14 protein-coding genes are annotated in these 18477 nt (G+C 63.2%); 13 read left to right on the top strand and 1 reads right to left on the bottom strand.

Annotated elements, in window-relative coordinates:
• The first annotated feature begins 109 nt into the window (after window positions 1–109).
• The 5 genes from doeA to C7I87_RS20220 all read left to right on the top strand — a co-directional run bounded on the left by doeA (window position 110) and on the right by C7I87_RS20220 (window position 7264).
• On the top strand, window positions 110–1288 hold the full coding sequence (gene doeA, locus C7I87_RS20245; RefSeq protein ID WP_149905877.1) for an ectoine hydrolase DoeA: 1179 nt from the start codon (window positions 110–112) through the stop codon (window positions 1286–1288).
• A 5-nt stretch (window positions 1289–1293) separates the two neighbouring features.
• The gene (gene doeB / locus C7I87_RS20240; protein WP_149905876.1) at window positions 1294–2295 is read left to right on the top strand and encodes a N(2)-acetyl-L-2,4-diaminobutanoate deacetylase DoeB; all 1002 of its coding nucleotides are present in this window, start codon (window positions 1294–1296) and stop codon (window positions 2293–2295) included.
• Between the two features lie 284 nt (window positions 2296–2579).
• Window positions 2580–3695: an acyltransferase family protein gene (locus C7I87_RS20235; protein ID WP_149905875.1), complete on the top strand. Its 1116-nt coding sequence runs from the start codon at window positions 2580–2582 to the stop codon at window positions 3693–3695.
• A 241-nt stretch (window positions 3696–3936) separates the two neighbouring features.
• Window positions 3937–4725 carry a DeoR/GlpR family DNA-binding transcription regulator gene (locus tag C7I87_RS20225; RefSeq protein WP_149905874.1) on the top strand — a complete coding sequence of 263 codons (789 nt, stop codon included), beginning with the start codon at window positions 3937–3939 and terminating at the stop codon, window positions 4723–4725.
• Between the two features lie 82 nt (window positions 4726–4807).
• The gene (locus C7I87_RS20220) at window positions 4808–7264 is read left to right on the top strand and encodes a GcvT family protein (protein ID WP_149905873.1); all 2457 of its coding nucleotides are present in this window, start codon (window positions 4808–4810) and stop codon (window positions 7262–7264) included.
• A gap of 152 nt (window positions 7265–7416) precedes the next feature.
• On the opposite strand, the gene C7I87_RS20215 is transcribed toward C7I87_RS20220, so the two are convergent.
• The gene (locus C7I87_RS20215; protein ID WP_149905872.1) at window positions 7417–8286 is read right to left on the bottom strand and encodes a LysR substrate-binding domain-containing protein; all 870 of its coding nucleotides are present in this window, start codon (window positions 8284–8286) and stop codon (window positions 7417–7419) included.
• 266 nt (window positions 8287–8552) lie between these two features.
• Here C7I87_RS20215 and C7I87_RS20210 point away from each other — a divergent pair, with 266 nt between their 5' ends.
• The 8 genes from C7I87_RS20210 (at window position 8553) to C7I87_RS20170 (ending at window position 18477) form a co-directional block, all read left to right on the top strand.
• Window positions 8553–9752: a 2-aminoethylphosphonate--pyruvate transaminase gene (locus C7I87_RS20210; protein ID WP_149905871.1), complete on the top strand. Its 1200-nt coding sequence runs from the start codon at window positions 8553–8555 to the stop codon at window positions 9750–9752.
• A gap of 24 nt (window positions 9753–9776) precedes the next feature.
• The gene (gene phnA / locus C7I87_RS20205; RefSeq protein ID WP_149905870.1) at window positions 9777–11033 is read left to right on the top strand and encodes a phosphonoacetate hydrolase; all 1257 of its coding nucleotides are present in this window, start codon (window positions 9777–9779) and stop codon (window positions 11031–11033) included.
• Window positions 11034–11266: 233 nt separating this feature from the next.
• Entirely contained in the window at window positions 11267–12724 is a 1458-nt protein-coding gene (gene phnY, locus C7I87_RS20195; RefSeq protein WP_149905869.1) for a phosphonoacetaldehyde dehydrogenase, read from the top strand.
• A 71-nt stretch (window positions 12725–12795) separates the two neighbouring features.
• Window positions 12796–14154 carry a (R)-1-hydroxy-2-aminoethylphosphonate ammonia-lyase gene (locus C7I87_RS20190; protein ID WP_149905868.1) on the top strand — a complete coding sequence of 453 codons (1359 nt, stop codon included), beginning with the start codon at window positions 12796–12798 and terminating at the stop codon, window positions 14152–14154.
• A gap of 2 nt (window positions 14155–14156) precedes the next feature.
• Window positions 14157–15167 (top strand): 2-hydroxyacid dehydrogenase, encoded by a 1011-nt coding sequence (locus C7I87_RS20185; RefSeq protein ID WP_149905867.1) that lies wholly within the window; start codon window positions 14157–14159, stop codon window positions 15165–15167.
• Between the two features lie 253 nt (window positions 15168–15420).
• Window positions 15421–16449: a 2-aminoethylphosphonate ABC transporter substrate-binding protein gene (locus C7I87_RS20180; RefSeq protein ID WP_149905866.1), complete on the top strand. Its 1029-nt coding sequence runs from the start codon at window positions 15421–15423 to the stop codon at window positions 16447–16449.
• 29 nt (window positions 16450–16478) lie between these two features.
• On the top strand, window positions 16479–17624 hold the full coding sequence (locus tag C7I87_RS20175; protein ID WP_149905865.1) for an ABC transporter ATP-binding protein: 1146 nt from the start codon (window positions 16479–16481) through the stop codon (window positions 17622–17624).
• Window positions 17617–18477 carry a 2-aminoethylphosphonate ABC transporter permease subunit gene (locus C7I87_RS20170; protein WP_149905864.1) on the top strand — a complete coding sequence of 287 codons (861 nt, stop codon included), beginning with the start codon at window positions 17617–17619 and terminating at the stop codon, window positions 18475–18477. Before C7I87_RS20175 ends, C7I87_RS20170 begins: the two co-directional genes overlap by 8 nt.

Raw genomic sequence — 18477 nt, 5'->3', positions numbered from 1 at the left:
ACAGTGGCAACCGGTTTTCCCGGTGGATCATGCTCCCACAAAAAAACTACCTGGAGCCGGATTCAACGGAGTTGAACCGGCTCCAGTCCCAACAAACGAGGACCAACAAATGCAGCCGAACCTGAAATTCTCGCGAAGCGAATATGCGGAGCGCCTCGCCAAGACACGGAAAGCCATGGAGGCGAAGGGCGTCGATCTTTTGATCGTCAGCGATCCCTCCAACATGGCCTGGCTGACCGGTTATGATGGCTGGTCGTTCTATGTGCACCAGGCCGTCATCGTGCCCCCGTCGGGCGAGCCGGTCTGGTATGGTCGTGGCCAGGACGCCAACGGCGCCAAGCGCACTGCCTATCTCGCCCACGACAACATCGTCGGCTACGCTGACCACTATGTGCAGTCGACCGAACGCCACCCGATGGACTTCCTGTCGAGCGTGCTGAGCGATCGCGGCTGGGGCAAGCTCACCGTCGGCGTCGAGATGGACAATTACTGGTTCTCCGCCGCCGCCTTCGCCGCCCTGCAGAAGCATCTGCCCAATGCCCGCTTCGTCGACGCCACCGCGCTGGTCAACTGGCAGCGCGCGGTAAAGAGCCCGACCGAGATCGACTATATGCGCAAGGCCGCCCGTATCGTCGAGGCGATGCACCAGCGCATCGTCGACAAGATCGAAGTCGGCATGCGCAAATGCGATCTCGTCGCCGAGATCTACGATGCCGGCACGCGCGGCGTGGACGGCATCGGCGGCGATTACCCAGCGATCGTTCCGCTGCTGCCGTCAGGCGCGGACGCCTCGGCGCCGCATCTGACCTGGGACGACCAGCCGATGAAGCGGGGCGAGGGCACGTTCTTCGAGATCGCCGGCTGCTACAACAGGTATCATTGCCCGCTGTCGCGCACCGTCTTCCTCGGCAAACCGACGCAGGAATTCCTCGATGCCGAGAAGGCGACGCTGGAAGGCATGGAGGCGGGCTTGGCGGCCGCGAAACCAGGCAATGCCTGCGAGGACATCGCCAATGCCTTCTTTGCCGTGCTGAAGAAATACGGTATCGTCAAGGACAACCGCACCGGCTATTCGATCGGGCTTTCCTATCCGCCGGACTGGGGCGAACGCACGATGAGCCTGCGCCCCGGCGATCGGACCGAGCTCAAGCCCGGCATGACTTTCCATTTCATGACCGGTCTCTGGCTGGAGACAATGGGGCTGGAGATCACCGAGTCCATCCTGATCACCGAAACCGGTGTGGAGTGCCTGGCCAATGTGCCGCGCAAGCTGGTGGTGAAGGATTGAGCCCGATGTCCAGTCTTCGCCCGTCGCCGGTCGCGCCGACCGTCGATTTCGATCGTGACGGCATCCAGCATGGCTTCCTGCGCCTGCCCTATAGCCGCGACGACTCGGCCTGGGGCTCGGTGATGATTCCGATCTGCGTCATCCGCAATGGCAAGGGGCCGGCGGCGCTGCTGACCGGCGGCAACCATGGCGACGAGTATGAAGGGCCGCTGGCGCTCTACGAACTCGCCCGCACGCTCGATCCCGGCCAGGTCAGCGGCACGGTGATCATCGTGCCGGCGATGAACTATCCGGCTTTCCGGGCGGGCACCCGCACCTCGCCGATCGACAAGGGCAACATGAACCGCAGCTTTCCCGGCCGGCCCGACGGCACGGTGACGCAGAAGATCGCCGACTATTTCCAACGCGAGTTGCTCCCCCGCGCGGACATCGTCTTCGACTTCCATTCCGGCGGCAAAACGCTGGATTTCGTGCCGTTCTGCGCCGCCCACACTTTGCCCGACAAGGCGCTGGAGCAGAAAGCCTTTGCCGCGGTGGCGGCATTCTCGGCACCGTTCTCGATGCGCATGACCGAGATCGATGCGATCGGCATGTATGACACGGCGGCCGAAGAGATGGGCAAGGTCTTCGTCACCACCGAGCTCGGCGGCGGCGGCACATCGCGAGCCGAGACGGTGCGGATCGCCCGGCGCGGCATCCTCAACGTGCTGCGTCATGCAGGTATCGTCGCCGGGGCGGTCGAAACGGGCAGAACCCAGTGGCTGGACATGCCGTCGGGAGATTGCTTCTGCTTCGCCGAAGACGACGGCATGATAGAAACCATGGTCGATCTTGGCGGGCCTGTCGAAGAAGGCGCGGTGCTGGCGCGCATCCATTCCACCGGCCGCACCGGCGTTGCTCCGCAGGACATCCGGGCGAAAATGTCTGGCATGCTGGCGGCGCGGCATTTCCCAGGCCTGGTCAAGGCCGGCGACTGCGCCGCGGTGGTCGCCGTAAAGGTCGATTGAGCAAAGCAGTCTGTGCATAGGCAGGGAAGAGACGTCGACGCTCCGCTCATCGCATGAGGCTGGGTCGTACCCCTTTTTCGCGACGATTGCGCTTGGGACGCTATATGGTCGCTGGGGTGTGCCGGAAGTAAACTTTCACAATAAATAGAAGTCTAAATTAACGAGAGGCGCGGCAAAGTGGGAGATGTAGGCGAGTTATCCTCGCTGCGGTGCCGTTGCTGACGCAACTACAAACGACGCAGCGCGGCAACCGTCGTCCAAAGGGCGGGCATTTGGTCTGAATCATGAAGTCTTCGACTGGAAAACATTATCCGGCGCTTGACCATGTTCGGGGCCTTGCGGCTTTCCTGGTCTTCACCTGGCATTTCCTTCATCAGTCTCCCGATGGCCCCGTCCCCTATGGGTTCGTACCGGCTCTGCCAGTCTTCAGCCTTCTGGACGAAGGACACACCGGCGTTTCGCTGTTCATGGCGCTCTCGGGCTATCTTTTTGCCAAGCTGCTTGACGGAAGACAGGTCAACTATTTGCCGTTCTTTGCCAACCGGGCGCTGAGGCTGCTGCCGCTTCTGCTGGCCGTCATCGTCATCGAGGCCTGCCGCAGGCATCTCGCTGGCCAGCCTCTGGACGAGTATTTCACCGATGTCGGCAAGGGCCTCGTCTTTCCCACTCTTCCGAACGGTGGCTGGTCCATAACCGTCGAAGCGCATTTCTACGTTCTGCTTCCATTCCTGCTGATGGCGTCCAGGCGATTTCCGTTCGCCCCTCTGCTGTTCATCGCGGCAACCATTTTGCTAAGATCTGCACTCTATACCGACCTCGGCGAGGTGCAGTTGGCGGCGTCCACGACCATCATCGGCCATGCCGATCAGTTTGTGGCCGGCATTCTTGCCTTTCATCTCCGTGCGAAGGATCGGCATTGGCTGGCGCTGGCTGTTCTCATCGCATTTTCAGGGTTCTTCTGGTGGTTCGATGCCGCTGGCGGATTTTACCAACTTGGCGGTTATCCCTCGCCCCATTGGATATGGATCATCTTGCCGACCTTGGAGGCGGCGGCCTACGCATTCGGCATCGCCTATTACGACACCAGCTTTTCAAGAACGCGGACAAGCCTGCCGTTCAAGATCCTGGAGAAAGCGGGAGCTTACAGCTATTCGATCTATCTCCTGCACCTGTTCTTCGTCATGCAATTGGCGGCGTTCATCGACGCGAACATCATGAGTATCAGCAATTTCTACGTTGCTTGCCTTTGGTCCGCCTTGTGCTTTCTTGCGACAATCCCGATCGGCTACCTCAGCTACACCTGTATCGAGGCACCGTTCTTGCGCATGCGCATGAGATATGCGGTGCCGCGAATTGCTGATCTGAACCCGGTCGGGGATAGGCTGGCCACGTCGGCATAGGAGCACGTGCGCAGACGGAGCATCGCGGCCTGCTGGCCGCTTGCCGTCAGCGCGACGGCAAGAAGGCCGTGGGCGTTCTGAGACAGCATCTTCGTGAAGGCAGCGACACACTCGTCAATGCGATAGAGGGCGGCGGGTTGTCGCGAAAATCCTGAGCGCGAGGGCAGGGCCGCGCACGGTTGCCAGCGGACCGGTTCGCTGCCACATATTGCAACATCAATGCTCGACATAAGGGATCGCCATGTCTCCCGTCTCCCGCCTGCCGGTGCGCGCCCTTGCCCCGCGCCGCCACGACGAGATCCTGAGGCGGCTGAGCGCCCAGGGTTCCGTCAGTGTCGCCGAGTTGGCCGAGTTCTTCGACGTGTCGCGCGAAACCATCCGCCGTGATCTGAAGCTGCTGTCGGACCAGGGCAGGCTCGGCATCGTACATGGCGGGGCTGCCAGCTTCGAGCCGAGTGAACCGGCGATGAGCCTGCGAAGCCAGGAAAATGCCGCCGGCAAGGCGGCGATCGGCAGGACGGCGGCCGGCTTGGTCAGGGATGGCATGGTGGTCTTTCTCGATTCCGGCACCACCACTTTGGCCGTCGCGCATGCCCTGACGGAACTGCGCGATCTGACGATCTGCACGGCCAGCCTGAAAATAGCGCTGCATCTGTGCCATGTCCCCGGCATGCGCGTGCACGTGCTGGGCGGCGAGATCGACCCGGGCGAGGAAGCGGCTTCCGGCATCGACACGCTCGATGCGATGGCCCGCTTTCGCGTCGACGTCGCCTTTCTCGGCGGCGGGGCACTGTCTCCGGACGGGGAGGTCACCGACTTCACCCGTGCCGGCGCCGAACAGCGCGGCCGCATGATCGCCCTTGCCGGCAAGGCCTATTTCGTCCTCGATAGCAGCAAGTTCGGCAAGCTGACGCCGCTCAGGATTCCGAATTTCGAACGTGCCGCAGGCGTAATCGTCGATGCCGACCCCGACCTCGCGCTTGTCGAAGCGCTCTCGCAAAAGGGTCCCGAACTCATCGTTGCATCTTGATGTGATTTTTTGTGACTTTATGAGTTGATATTTGGTTTTTCCATGATAGTGTCTCGGCCATCCCTCGACTGGCGGAACGCTCATGGCACATGAATTTCCCACCCAGGCTCGGATCGTCATTGTCGGCGGCGGCATCATCGGCTGTTCGGTCGCTTATCATCTGACCAAACTGGGCTGGAGCGATGTGGTGCTGCTCGAGCAGGGGCAACTCAGCGGCGGCACCACGTGGCACGCGGCTGGTCTTGTCGGCCAGCTGCGCAGCCATTCCAACATGACCAGCCTGATCAGATACTCCACGCAGCTCTACAGCGAACTGGAGGCCGAGACCGGTCTTGCCACCGGCTGGAAGAATTGCGGCTCGTTGTCTGTTGCGCGCACCGCCGACCGCATGACGGTGCTCAAACGCACGGCTGCGTCGGCCCGTGCCCAAGGGGTTGAGATCGACGTCATCTCGCCTCGCGAGGCCGCCGAGCTCTGGCCGGTCATGGCTGTCGACGACCTCGTCGGCGCTGTCTGGCTGCCTGGAGACGGCAAGGCCAATCCGACTGATCTGACGCAGTCTCTGGCCAAGGGCGCGCGCAATGGTGGCGCCAAAATATTCGAGCGGGTCAAGGTCACTGGTATCAGCGTCAGGAACGGCGTCGCCTGCGGTGTCGAGACCGACCATGGCGACATCGCCGCCGAGATCGTCGTCAATTGCGCCGGCCAATGGGCGCGCAAGGTCGGGCTGATGTGCGGCGTTTCGGTGCCGATGCATTCGGCCGAGCACATGTACATCGTCACTGGCCGGGTCGAAGGCGTGCATCCGGATCTACCCGTGATGCGCGACCCCGATGGCTTCATCTACTTCAAGGAGGAGGTCGGCGGCCTGGTCATGGGCGGCTTTGAGCCGCATGCCAAGCCGTGGGGCATGAACGGCATTCCCGAAAATTTCGAATTCGCGCTGCTGCCCGACGATTGGGACCAGTTCGAGATCCTGATGGAAAACGCGCTGGTGCGCGTGCCACAGCTGGCGCAGGCCGAAGTCAAGAAATTCTACAACGGTCCCGAGAGCTTCACGCCCGACAACAATTTCCTCCTCGGCGAGGCGCCGGAGTTGAAGAATTTCTATGTCGGCGCCGGTTTCAATTCGATGGGCATTGCCAGTGCCGGTGGCGCCGGCAGGGCACTGGCCGAATGGATCGTCAACGGCGCGCCGACCATGGATTTGTGGCCGGTCGATATCAGGCGCTTCGCCTCGTTCAACAACAATCCGCGCTGGCTGCATGACCGCGTCAAGGAGACACTCGGCCTGCACTACGCCATGCCGTGGCCGAACCGCGAATTGGACACCGCGCGGCCCTTCCGCCGCTCGCCGCTTTACGACCGCCTTGCCGCCAAGGGCGCCTGCTTCGGCTCCAAGATGGGCTGGGAGCGCGCCAATTGGTTCGCGGCGCCAGGAGAGAAGGCCGAGAACGACTATGCCTTCGGTCGCCAGAACTGGCACGAGGCAGTGCGGCGCGAGATGAAGGCGACGCGCGAGGCCGTCGCCATCTTCGACCAGACCTCCTTCGCCAAGCTTCTTGTCCAGGGGCGCGACGCCTGTGCCGTGCTGAACCGGATCTGCGCCGGCGACGTCGATGTGCCGGTCGGCACGTCGGTCTATACGGGCGTGCTCAACGTGCGCGGCGGTTACGAAAGCGATCTCACCGTGATGCGGCTTGGCGCGGAAAAATTCTTCATCGTCACCGGTTCCGCGCAGGCAGTCCACGACGCCGACTGGATCGTCAAGAACATTCCGGCGGGCGCGCATGCCATCCTGACCGATGTCACCTCATCCTATGCGGTGCTGGCCCTGATGGGGCCGCGTTCGCGCGACCTCCTGGGCAAACTGTCATCGGCGGATCTTTCCAACACCGGTTTCCCTTTCGCCACCATTCGCAAAATCGATATCGGCTACGCCACCGCCTATGCCAACCGCATGACCTATGTCGGTGAGCTCGGCTGGGAACTGATCGTGCCGACCGAATTCGCCGTCGGCGTCTACGCGGCGCTGCACGAGGCCGGCCGTGAATTCGGCTTGGCTGACGCCGGTTACTACGCGCTCGACGCCTTGCGCATCGAAAAGGGTTTTCGCGCCTGGGGTCGCGAACTGACGCCTGATATCAACCCATGGCAGGCGGGGCTTGGCTTTGCCGTCGCGATGGACAAGCCGGGCGGTTTCATCGGGCGTGATGCGCTCGCCGCCGCGAAGTCCTCGGTACCGACCAGGCGCATCGTGCTGTTCACAGCAGACGATGCCGAGCCGATGCTGTGGGGCGGCGAACTGATCCTGCGCGACGGCAAACCGGTCGGCGAGGTCCGCTCGGCCGCTTATGGCCATACGCTAGGCCGTTCGGTGGCGCTCGGGCTGATCGAGCACGAAGCGGGCGTCGACGCCTCGTTCCTGAGCAGCGGTCATTTCGAGATCGATCTGGCCGGCGTGCGCCACACCGCCACGGCGCATCTGCGCAGCCCCTACGATCCGAAGTCGGAGCGGGTGAAAGCCGATGCGGCCTAAGCATGATCCCGAAAAGTAGGAGCCGGTTTTCGGAAGAGATCATGCTCAACTACAGCATGTCGCGGCGAATAGGATTCGCCCGACCCGCTGTAAGCTTCTGATTTTATGCATGTCGTTATCCCGGAACCGAAGACACTTCCGGGCGACATGCATTAATCCGCCGACATCGAGCGCGCCATGTCGAGAAAGGCGCGCACCAGCTTGCCGCCGCTGCGCTCGCGCAGGCAGATCAGCGCCTCGTCCATCAGGGTCTCGGGAGCGTCGATCATGATTGGGACCAGCCGCGTATCCTGGCCGAATTCGGCCGCCGACACAAAGCCGATGCCGGCACCAGATGCGACGATCTCGCGGACAGCCTCGCGGCCTTCGGCCTCGATCGCCGGCCTGAGTTCGACCTTCGAAGCCGCGGCCAGGTCTTCCAGCTTCTGGCGCGTCTTCGAACCGCGCTCGCGCATGACCAGCGATTCCTGCGCCAGCTGTTTGAGCGTCAGCGATTTTTTCCCCGACAGCGGATGGTCGATCGAGGTGAAGGCGATGATCGGCGTCGAGTTCAGTTTCAGCACCTCGAAGTCGCGCCCGGCAGGCACTTCGCCCAGCACGCCGATGTCGGCATCGTAGCTGTAGAGGCTGCTGATCACAGTCTCGGTGTTTCCGGCGCGCACCGAAACCTGCACGCCCGGATAGCGGGCCCTGAAGCTGCCGAGGATGTGAAGCAGATGGTGCGCTGCATCGGCGACGATGCGCAGCGTGCCGGAACGCAGGGCGCGCGACTCCGTCAGGAGCTCGAGTGCCTGCTGCTCGGTGTCGAACATGCGGTGGGTTATTTCGAGCAGCTTCTGGCCGGAATGGGTCAGCGTGACCTGCTTCTTGTTCCGGTTGAACAACAGGACGTCATACTCTTCCTCGAGCTTGCGCACCTGGTCCGATATTGCCGGCTGGGTCAGGAACAGCGCTTCGGCCGCCCGCGAAAAGCCACCTGAGATCGCCACCTGGTGAAAAGCTCGCAGCTGAACGTAGCGCATCCTGTGTGCCTTTCGGGTCGCGAAGTCGCCTGCACTTTATCATAAGCCTCGCTAGTCAAAAGGCCGGAATGAACGATTCCTCTGATGACTGGGGATGAACCTTCCTATGTTCACAGCCGTGTCATGAGCAGCATGCAGCCTACCCGATACGCTCAGAGACTATCGTTCCAATCGATACATCGATACAAAATAACGATTTTACAAATACGTCGTCCGGGCCGACAATGGCGCCACAAAAAAAAAGCAGCGACCTGTCGGAGGACATCATGCTCGCCGAGACAAAATTTGCCGCGGAGCCGCTGGCCAGGCCGGCCCTGGGCGAGCCCTATCTTTTGACCCCCGGGCCGCTCACCACGGCCTATTCGGTCAAGCAGGCGATGCTGCGCGACTGGGGATCGTGGGACGGCGACTTCCGCGCCATGACATCAGACATGCGCCGCCGTCTGTTGGCGCTGACCGGCGACATGAATGGAGAATTCGACTGTGTGCCGATGCAAGGCAGCGGCTCGTTCTGCGTCGAGGCGATGCTGGGCTCGTTCGTGCCGAAAGACGGCAAGGTTCTGGTGCTGGCCAATGGTGCCTACGGCCTGCGTGCCGCACAGACGATGCAGTATCTCGGCCGCGCCTATACGCTGATCGACAAGGGCGACTACCTGCCGCCGCGCGGCGACGAGGTGGCGGCCGCCCTCGAGGCCGACCACGCCATCACGCATGTCATCGCCATCCATTGCGAGACGAGTTCGGGCATCTTGAACCCGGTCGCCGAGATTGCCGAGGCCGTCCATGCCAAGGGTCGCAAGCTGCTCGTCGATTCCATGAGTGCCTTCGGCGCCGTTGCCCTCGACGTCAACGAGATCCGCTACGAGGCGATGGTTTCCTCAGCCAACAAATGCATCGAGGGCGTGCCGGGCTTCGGCTTCATCATCGCCCGCAAGAGCGAGTTGGAGGCCGCCAAGGGCCGCAGCCACTCGCTGTCGCTCGACGTCCATGCACAATGGGTGCACATGAACAAGACCGGCCAATGGCGCTACACCCCGCCGACGCATGTCGTCGCCGCCTTCCTCGAGGCACTGCGCCAGCACGAGGCCGAAGGCGGCGTCGCCGGTCGTGGCGCCCGCTATGTCAGAAACCGCGACGTCATGGTGACCGGCATGCGCGAGCTTGGCTTCGAGACCTTGCTCAAGGACCGCTGGCTGTCGCCGATCATCGTAACCTTCTTCAATCCGGCCCACGCCAACTTCGCCTTCGAGCGCTTCTACGAACTGATGAAGGAGAAGGGCTTCATCATCTACCCCGGCAAGCTGACGGTCGTGGATTCCTTCCGCGTCGGCTGTATCGGCCAGATGGACGAGCATGTCATGCGCCGCGTCGTCGAGGCGGCGGCGCAATCGCTTGATGAAATGGGCGTCGACACCGCCGCTCCACCCGCCGCGGCAATCGCCGAGCGCGCCAAACTCGCCGCCTGAAGCGGCCGATTTCGAGGATACCAGATGAACCAGATGTCTCCTATCAACGTCGCGGTCAACGGCCGCACCTACGCATGGCCGCGCGTGCCGGCGATCGCCATCTGCCTTGACGGCTGCGAGCCGGCCTATCTCGACGAAGCGATCAAGGCCGGGCTGATGCCGGCTCTGGTCAGGATCAAGGAGAAGGGCACGGTCCGCTTTGCCCACTCGGTCATCCCGAGCTTCACCAACCCCAACAATTTGTCGATCGCCACCGGTCGCCCGCCATCCGTGCATGGCATTTGCGGCAACTATCTCTACGAGCGCGAGACCGGCAAGGAAGTGATGATGAACGACCCGCGCTTCCTGCGCGCGCCGACCATTTTTCAGGCCTTCTATGATGCCGGCGCCAAGGTCGCGGTGGTGACCGCCAAGGACAAGCTGCGTGCGCTGCTCGGCAAGGGCCTCGCCTTCGACGAAGGCCGCGCGCTGTGCTTCTCGGCCGAAAAGTCGGACACCACCACCGTGGCCGAGCACGGCATCGACAATGCCTCGAAGCATTTCGGGCTGCCGGTGCCGGAAGTCTATTCGGCCGAACTGTCGGAATTCGTCTTTGCCGCCGGCGTCCAGCTGCTCAAGGAATTCCGTCCCGACATCATGTACCTGACGACGACGGATTACGTGCAGCACAAATACGCACCGGGCGTGCCGCAGGCCAACGCTTTCTACGAGATGTTCGACAAGTACCTGACCGAGCTTGACGCGCTGGGCGCGGCGATCGTCGTCACCGCCGACCACGGAATGAAGCCCAAGCACAAGGCGGACGGTTCGCCCGACGTCGTCTATGTCCAGGACCTGCTCGACGAATGGCTGGGCAAGGACGCCGCCCGCGTCATCCTGCCGATCACCGACCCCTATGTCGTGCATCACGGGGCTCTCGGCTCTTTCGCCACCGCCTATCTGCCTGATGGCGCTGACCGGGCCGGCATCATGGCGCGGCTGGCCAAGATCGACGGCATCATGCTGGTCGTCGACAGCCCTGATGCCTGCGAGCGTTTCGAGCTGCCGGCCAACCGCATCGGCGACATCGTGCTGATTTCGACCGAGAACAAAACGATCGGCACCAGCGAACACCGCCATGATCTCGCTGCCCTCAACGAGCCGCTGCGCTCGCATGGCGGGCTGACCGAGCAGGAAGTGCCGTTCATCGTCAACCGCGTGCTGCCCGACCTGCCGAACGAACCCACGCTGCGCAATTTCGACGCCTTCTACTACGCGACCATGGCGGCCGCGCTGGCCTAGGCTGAGCCAGATGTCGACCCCCACTCCGTCGAGCTTCGCTCGCCACCTCTCCCCCGATCGACGGGGGAGAGGAAGGGCGCGAGTTCGCCAGCCTTGGCTCCCTTCCTCTCCCTCCGGAGGGGGGAGAGGTGGCGCCGCAAAGCGGCGACGGAGTGAGGGAAGCCATTGCCGAGGCGTGATGCTCCTGCCTCCGAAAAATCAACGCGGTTCTCTGAGCACCCAGGAATACCGACATGACCAAGCTTGACCCTGCCATCAAAGTTCGCCACGAGCCGATGCGCATTGCCGGCAAGAAAGTCGATGCCGACAGCGTCGTCGAGGTGCGTTACCCCTGGAACGACACCGTCATCGGCACCGTTCCCGCCGGTCGCGCCGAACATGCCCGCCAAGCCTTCGAGATCGCTGCCGGCTACAAGTCGAAGCTGACGCGCTATGAGCGCCAGCAGATCCTGTTTCGCACCGCGGAAGTGCTGGCATCGCGCCGGGAAGAAATTTCCGATCTCATCACGCTCGAGCTCGGCATCTCCAAGACCGATTCGCTCTACGAAGTCGGCCGCGCCTATGATGTCTTCACGCTGTCGGCGCAGATGTGCATCCAGGACGATGGCCAGATCTTCTCCTGCGATCTCACTCCGCACGGCAAGGCGCGCAAGATCTTCACCACCCGCGAGCCACTGAAGGCGATCTCGGCGATCACGCCGTTCAACCATCCGCTCAACATGGTCTCGCACAAGGTGGCGCCGGCGATCGCCACCAACAATTGCGTGGTGGTGAAGCCGACTGAACTGACACCGATGACAGCGTTGCTTTTGGCCGACATCCTCTACGAAGCCGGCCTGCCGCCGGAAATGCTCTCGGTGGTGACCGGCTGGCCGGCCGACATCGGCAACGAGATGATCACCAATGACAACATCGACCTGATCACCTTCACCGGCGGCGTGCCGGTCGGCAAGATGATCGCCCGCACCGCCGGCTACAAGCGCCAGGTGCTGGAGCTCGGCGGCAACGATCCGCTGATCATCCTCAACGATCTCTCCGACGACGATCTGGCCAAGGCCGCCGATCTCGCCGTGGCCGGAGCTACGAAAAACTCCGGCCAGCGCTGCACGGCGGTCAAGCGCATCCTGGTCCAGGAAAGCGTCGCCGACCGTTTCGTGCCGCTGGTGCTGGAGCGGGCGAAGAAGATCCGCTTCGGCGACCCGATGGACCGCTCGACCGACCTCGGCACCGTCGTGCACGAGAAGGCGGCGGCATTGTTCGAAGCCCGCGTCCACATGGCAGTGGAGCAGGGTGCTGAGATCCTCTACAACCCCGGCCGCCAGGGCGCTCTGCTGCCGCCGATCGTCGTCGATCGCGTGCCGCACACATCCGAACTGGTGATGGAAGAAACCTTCGGGCCGATCATCCCGATCGTGCGCGCGCCGGATGACGATGAGGCACTGATCGCGCTGTCCAACTCGACCGCCTTCGGCCTGTCGTCGGGCGTCTGCACCAACTCTTTTCCCCGCATGCAGAAATACATTGCCGGCCTGCAGGTCGGGACCGTCAATATCTGGGAAGTGCCGGGCTACCGCATCGAGATGTCGCCCTTCGGCGGCATCAAGGATTCGGGCAATGGCTACAAGGAAGGCGTCATCGAGGCGATGAAGAGCTATACCAATGTGAAGACGTTTTCGCTGCCCTGGTCGTGACCGGGCGCGACTGACGGACAGGAAACAGAGGGAGCGGCCAGCGCTCCCTCATTCGCGTTTTGGAGAGGGCAATGGCCGCGATATCCGAGCTTGTGCATACCGAGGGCGATTCCAACACCACGGCCGCGCGCGGTCGCTGGGACACCGGCCAGGACGATCCCCGCATTCGCGGCTTGCTCGATCGTGACGCGGCCGCCTTCATGCACCAGAGCCTTTCCAGCCCCTGCCTGTCGACGATCGCCAAGGCCGAAGGCATCTGGATCGAGGATACCGCCGGCCGCCGCTTCATGGATTTCCACGGCAACAGCGTGCATCACCTCGGCTACGGCCACCCAAGGCTGGTGGCTGCGATCAAGAAGCAGCTCGACGATCTCTCTTTCGCGCCGCGCCGCTTCACCTGCGAGCCCGCCGTCGAACTGGCAGAGAAACTCGCAGCCCTAGCGCCAGGCGATCTCGGCAAGGTGCTGTTCACCACCGGCGGCTCGGATGCCATCGAGGTCGCGCTGAAGATCGCGCGCGCCGCCACCGGCCGGTTCAAGACAGTGTCGTTCTGGGATGCCTTCCACGGCGCCGGCTTCGGCGCTGCCAGCGTCGGTGGCGAGGCGACGTTCCGCTCGCACATATCAGGCCCGATGATGACCGGCACCGAGCATGTCGCGCCCTGGGACGGCTATCGCTGTCCCTACGGCCACGATTCTCTTGAAGCTTCGGGACTCGCTTGCGCCAACATGATCGCCTACGTCCTCGGCCGCGAGCAGGATGTGGCGGCGGTCGTCGCCGAACCGATGCGCGCGACGCCCAATCCGCCGCCGCCCGGTTTCTGGAAGCGGGTGCGCGAGGCCTGCGACCGGCACGGCACATTGCTGATCTTCGACGAGATACCGACCGGCCTCGGCAAGACCGGAAAATTCTTCGCCCATGAGCATGACGGCGTCATCCCCGACATCGTCGTCCTCGGCAAATCGCTGGGCGGCGGCATCCTGCCGATCGCCGCGGTGATCGCGCGCCGCGACCTCGACGTCACCGGCGGCTTTGCCATCGGTCACTACACCCATGAGAAGAACCCGGTGACGACGCGTGCCGCGCTGACGGCCATCGACATCATCCTGGAGGAGGGACTGGTCGAACGCTCGGCCGAGCTTGGCCGCCATATGCTCGGACGCATGCAGGACCTGATGGCGCGTTCGCCTCATGTCGGCGACGTCAGGGGCAGGGGGCTGATGGTCGGTGTCGAACTCGTCGAGGATCGAGCCACGCGCCAGCCGGCGCGCGATCTCGCCGAGCGCGTTTTCTATGCCTGCCTGGAGCAAGGCCTGAGCTTCAAGATCAGCCAAGGCAACGTGCTGACACTCTCGCCGCCCTTGGTCATTTCGAAGACCGATCTCGACCGGGCGCTCGACATCGTCGAAGCCGCGGTGTTGGCAGCCTGACCATGAAGGCCGTCCGCACAGACCGGGAACTCGAATGTCCTGAAATCGATGCCGGCTTGCGGGCGAGGGGCGTCGACCTTGTGACGCTGCCGGATGGCATCCCCGAAGACGATCTCGCCAGCGCGGTCGCCGACGCGAATCTTCTGCTCATGTGCTACACGCCGATCACCGCGCGGGTGATCGACGCCGCTCCCCAGCTGAAGGGCATCGTCAAATATGGCGTCGGCATCGATGCCATCGACATCCCCGCTGCGATGCGGCGCGGCATTCCCGTGGTCAACGTACCCGACTATGCCGAGGAAACCGTCGCCGAAGGCGCCTTCGCGCTGATGATTGCGCTGGCCAAGCGGCTGCCGGCGATCACGCAGGCAATGTCGCGCGATGGCTGGATCTGGCCCGAACAGCGCTGGTTGGGGCGCGATATTGCCGGCGCCACGCTTGGGCTCGTCGGCTGCGGCAAGATCGGCCGCAGCATGGCGCGCATGGCCGGTCAGGGATTTCGTGCGCGCGTCCTTGGCTTTGATCCCGGTGTCGATGCCGCGACAATGCACGCCGCCGGCATCGAGAAGGCCGACGACCTCCATGCCATGTTGCGTGCCTGCGATTTCGTTTCCATGCATTGTGTGCTGAACGACCAGACACGCGGCCTGATCGGCAAGCATGAGCTCGCCTGCCTCAAACCCTCGGCCGTCATCGTCAATGTCTCGCGCGGTGCGCTGGTCGATGAGGCGGCCCTCTTCGAGGCGATCGTGGCCGGGCGCATCGGTGGCGCCGGGCTCGATGTCTATTCGGCGGAGCCGCTGGCGAAGTCGGGCCATCCGATGAGCGCGCTGTTCGGTCGCGACAATGTGATCCTTTTTCCGCATCTCACCTTTTTCACGCATGAGGCGATGCGGAGGCTCGAGGACGACACGCTCGCGCGCTGTTTCGAGATTCTCGAAGGCCGCCCGGTGACCGTCCGCTCGCATGATCCGCGATTGCGGGCGCAGACGGCAGGCATCGCGTTCCGCTGATAGCCGATATTTTTCAAGCTGATAGCCGACCTCGGCGCAGCCACGTTCGCGTCCACGACATGGATGCGACAGTTCCATGACAAATATCAGGAAAAGTTTGGCTCTCATAAAATAAATAGATTTTACTTATCGATCGCCGATCCCCAAGTTGTCACAAGGAAGACATCCAACCGGCTCAACGTCCGTCAGAGACCCAAGGCCGATTGGTCCTAGTGCATCGCAGAATGTGCCTTCAATCAAAGGGGAACTCGTTATGAAATCAAGAAACGCAACCATGGTCGCGGCTTTCGCCGCATTGCTCGCGTCGGCGGCTCTCGTTGGGCCGGCGCTCGCCGACGGCGTCGTCACTATCTACTCCGCCGATGGCCTGCATGACGGCAATGGCAGCTGGTACGAGACAGAATTCGCCGCCTTCACCAAGGCCACGGGCATCACCGTTCAGTATATCGAGGCAGGCTCGGGCGGCGTCGTCGAGCGTGTCGCCAAGGAGAAGTCGAACCCGCAGGCCGACGTGCTGGTGACCTTGCCGCCTTTCATCCAGCGCGCCGCCGTGGACGGCCTGCTGCAGGATTACAAGCCTGAAGCCGCATCCCAGATCGACGGCGGCACCGACAAGTACCGGCCGCTGGTCAACAACTACATGGACTTCATCTACAACAGCGCCGTGCTGTCGGAAGCGCCGAAGAGCTACAACGATCTTCTTGACCCGAAGTTCAAGGGCAAGATCCAGTATTCGACCCCCGGCCAGGCCGGCGACGGCACGGCCGTCATGCTGCAGATCATCCATGCCTTTGGCGGCGAGGACGCAGGCTTCGCCTTCATGAAGAAGCTGCAGGACAATAATGTCGGCCCGTCCGCCTCGACCGGCAAGCTGACCGCGCTGGTCAACAAGGGCGAGCTGCACGTCGCCAACGGCGACCTGCAGATGAACATGTCGCAGATGGCCGACAATCCAAACATCAAGGTGTTCTGGCCGGCGGGGCCTGACGGCGTGCGCTCAACCTTCGCGCTGCCTTATGAAATCGGTCTGGTCACCGGTGCGCCCAACGGCGACAACGGCAAGAAGCTGATCGATTTCCTGCTGGCCAAGGAAGCCCAGTCGACCGTAAGCTCGATTGCCATCGGCATGCCCGCCCGCAAGGATGTGGCGCCGTCCGACGCCAATTTCGCCAAGCTGCAGGAGGCGATGAAAGGCCTGACCATCTGGTCGCCGAACTGGGACGAGGCGCTGAGCAAGCTTCCCGAATACGTCAAGAAGTGGAACGAAGCGACCGGAAGTTGATCGGCAAGGGAAACCCGGAGAACCATGCCATGTCGGCCGCCGCCTTCACGGGTCCCAGTGTCGTGGACATCGACGCCGCGAAAGTTCGCGGCGCCGGTTCCAATGTCCACTTCGACAAGGTCAGCGTCGCCTACGGCACCCATGTCGTCCTGCATCCGCTGACCCTCGACATCGCGCCGGGCGAGATCCTGGCGATGATCGGCCCATCTGGGTCGGGCAAGACCACGGCATTGCGCGCCGTGGCCGGCTTCGTACGGCCGGCAAGTGGCCGCATCCGCATCGGCGCGACCGACGTGACCGATCTGCCGCCCTATGAGCGCGGGCTCGGCATGGTGGTGCAGAACTACGCACTGTTCCCGCACATGCGGGTCGAGGACAACGTCGCCTTTGGCCTGCGGGCACAAGGCGCCGACAAGGCGCTGATCGGCGAACGGGTCAAGGATGCGCTCGCCACCGTCGGCATGGCGACGTTTGCCCGGCGTTATCCCCGCGAGCTTTCAGGTGGCCAGCAGCAGCGCGTCGCGATTGCACGGGCGCTTGCCGTGCGGCCACGCGTGCTCCTGCTAGACGAGCCGCTTTCGGCGCTCGACGCGCAGATCCGCCGCAACATGGTCGAGGAAATCGCCCGTCTGCACCGCAGCCTGCCGGGTCTGACCATCCTCTACGTCACCCACGACCAGACCGAGGCGCTGACGCTTGCCGACAAGATCGCCATCATGCGCGACGGCAGGGTCTGTTCGCATGGGCCGACGGCCGAACTCTACCGCCGTCCGCCAAACCGCTTCACCGCCGAGTTCCTCGGCCGCGCCAATCTTCTGCCGGTGACGGTTGCAGAGGCTGCCGGCTCGAAGGGCTTTGCCACGGCCACGCATGGTGATGCCGTGCTCACCGGGGCCGGCCGCGGCGAGAAGGCCGGCGACAAGAGCCTGCTCTGCATCAGGCCGCAGCATCTGAGCCTGACGGCCGACAACGAGCACACCAACCGCATTGTCGGCACGCTCAGGGAAGTGCACTGGCAGGGCGAACTCACCCATCTGGTACTCGATGTCGACGGCACGCCGGTGCGCGTCTCGGCAACGAAACTGCCTGTCGCCTTGCCGGAACCCGGCACAAAGGTGCCGCTGTTCTTTGCGCCGGCCGATACATCGCTTCTTCCGGAAGACGCCGGTGTCTGAAGCGCTTGCCATTGGTGCGCCGACGGCCAGGAAGCGGGAGCCGGGCCGGCTGTGGATCGTGCCGCCGGCGGCCCTGCTGGCGCTGCTGTTCTTCTATCCGCTGGCGCTGATTGTACGCCAGGCCTTCCTCGACGACAGCGGTGTCGCCAATGTCGCGGAGATCGTCCGCGTCCTCCATTCGCGTTTCTTCCTCAACGCGCTGGTCAACACGGTGACGATCTCGGTCGCGGCGACGGCGGGATGCCTGATCGTCGGCCTGGTGCTGGCGCTTATCCTCGCCTTCGTGCCATTTCCCGGCAGCGGCTTCATCGCCAGGCTGATCGACACCTTCATCGCCCTGCCGACCTTTCTGGTGACGCTGGCCTTCACCTTCCTCTACGGCTCCGCCGGCATGCTCAACTCCGGGCTGATGGAAGCCTTTTCGCTGCCGCTGCCTCCTGTCGATTTCCTCTATTCGACCTGGGGTGTCGTGCTGGCGGAAGTCACGGTGTACACGCCGTTCATTCTTCGGCCCCTGCTCGCCGCCTTCTCTTTGGTTGATCGCGGCCAGATCGAAGCGGCAAGCGTGCTTGGCGCGCGGCCGTTCCGCATTGTCCGCCAGGTCATCCTGCCGGCGGCGGTGCCCGCGCTCATCGCCGGCGGGAGCCTCTGCCTGCTGCTCACCGTCAACGAATTCGGCATCGTGCTCTTCATCGGCGCAAAGGGCGTCATCACTTTGCCGCTGCTGATCTATGGCAAGGCGATCCAGGAGTCGGCCTACCAGGTCGCCTGCATCATTGCCGTGGTCAACATAGCCCTGTCGCTTGGCCTGTTCGGCCTCTACCGGTTCGCCGCTGGCCGGTTGGGAGTCTAG

It is taken from the genome of Mesorhizobium sp. SARCC-RB16n, assembly GCF_008520305.1.
Taxonomy (GTDB): domain Bacteria; phylum Pseudomonadota; class Alphaproteobacteria; order Rhizobiales; family Rhizobiaceae; genus Mesorhizobium.
This window is presented reverse-complemented; position numbering and strand designations above follow the sequence as displayed.

Bases quoted from the DNA above. Each gene is read 5' to 3' on its own strand.
- doeA (WP_149905877.1), top strand. From the start codon at position 110: ATGCAGCCGAACCTGAAATTCTCGCGAAGCGAATATGCGGAGCGCCTC.
- doeB (WP_149905876.1), top strand. From the start codon at position 1,294: ATGTCCAGTCTTCGCCCGTCGCCGGTCGCGCCGACCGTCGATTTCGAT.
- C7I87_RS20235 (WP_149905875.1), top strand. From the start codon at position 2,580: ATGAAGTCTTCGACTGGAAAACATTATCCGGCGCTTGACCATGTTCGG.
- C7I87_RS20225 (WP_149905874.1), top strand. From the start codon at position 3,937: ATGTCTCCCGTCTCCCGCCTGCCGGTGCGCGCCCTTGCCCCGCGCCGC.
- C7I87_RS20220 (WP_149905873.1), top strand. From the start codon at position 4,808: ATGGCACATGAATTTCCCACCCAGGCTCGGATCGTCATTGTCGGCGGC.
- C7I87_RS20215 (WP_149905872.1), bottom strand. From the start codon at position 8,286: ATGCGCTACGTTCAGCTGCGAGCTTTTCACCAGGTGGCGATCTCAGGT.
- C7I87_RS20210 (WP_149905871.1), top strand. From the start codon at position 8,553: ATGCTCGCCGAGACAAAATTTGCCGCGGAGCCGCTGGCCAGGCCGGCC.
- phnA (WP_149905870.1), top strand. From the start codon at position 9,777: ATGAACCAGATGTCTCCTATCAACGTCGCGGTCAACGGCCGCACCTAC.
- phnY (WP_149905869.1), top strand. From the start codon at position 11,267: ATGACCAAGCTTGACCCTGCCATCAAAGTTCGCCACGAGCCGATGCGC.
- C7I87_RS20190 (WP_149905868.1), top strand. From the start codon at position 12,796: ATGGCCGCGATATCCGAGCTTGTGCATACCGAGGGCGATTCCAACACC.
- C7I87_RS20185 (WP_149905867.1), top strand. From the start codon at position 14,157: ATGAAGGCCGTCCGCACAGACCGGGAACTCGAATGTCCTGAAATCGAT.
- C7I87_RS20180 (WP_149905866.1), top strand. From the start codon at position 15,421: ATGAAATCAAGAAACGCAACCATGGTCGCGGCTTTCGCCGCATTGCTC.
- C7I87_RS20175 (WP_149905865.1), top strand. From the start codon at position 16,479: ATGTCGGCCGCCGCCTTCACGGGTCCCAGTGTCGTGGACATCGACGCC.